The organism is Sphaerimonospora cavernae (assembly GCF_042435035.1).
In the GTDB taxonomy this organism is placed as follows: domain Bacteria; phylum Actinomycetota; class Actinomycetes; order Streptosporangiales; family Streptosporangiaceae; genus Sphaerimonospora; species Sphaerimonospora cavernae.
In genome coordinates, this window is sequence record NZ_JBHMQT010000048.1 from 1 (window position 1) to 632 (window position 632).

Annotated in this window: 1 protein-coding gene and 1 pseudogene; both read right to left on the minus strand. The window is 63.1% G+C overall.

Translation table 11 applies throughout. The features are described 5' to 3' along the window. Positions 1–203, minus strand: a pseudogene (locus ACFHYQ_RS22525) (hypothetical protein); the annotation flags it as partial. A 60-nt stretch (positions 204–263) separates the two neighbouring features. Further along, positions 264–632 (minus strand): PIN domain-containing protein (locus tag ACFHYQ_RS22530; RefSeq protein ID WP_394303114.1); only part of this gene is annotated, 369 nt, incomplete at its 5' end.

The window sequence follows — 632 nt, forward strand, 5'->3', positions numbered from 1 at the left end:
TCCCGCTCGATCTGACGCTCCACAGCGGCGTCGACGTAGGCCGAGAACCCGCGCGCGCCGACGCGTTCCTTGATCGCGCGGATGTTGCCGGCCCGCAAGGAGACGCTGACCTTGGCCGCTGGCCCTTCCCCCGGCGGGAAGGCTCGTTCAGGCCAGGCCGACGGGGCAGGCGACGCCGGTGCGGCTGAGACCACAATACCCATTTGGCACTTTAAAAAGGTATTGCTGGTGGTAGTCGTATCGCTGAAGCAATAATTCAGCGCCTACACACATACGAGGCGCACTGCCTTGCCGCAAAGCTTGTTCATGTCGTCCTCGTCCGAGGTGAGGATGATGACGGGACGGGCGGAGCGAAGAGCCGTGGCGGCCACGACGGCATCGATCGCGTACTTGTGGCCATGGAGACCACTCTCACGAAGCAGGTCCATCGCGCAGGCGGAGACCTCCTCGGTCACCGGTTCGACTCGCAACCGGGACAGGTACCAGCGCAACCGATCGTTCGTCACCCGGCCGTCGAAAGCCTCGATCGGCGTCAAGGCGCTGATGACGACGCGGAAGTCATTGTTCTGCGCCTCTCGCACTATCGCCGTGACACGTTGATCTGCCGCATACCATTTTGAGAGGCCCTCGGA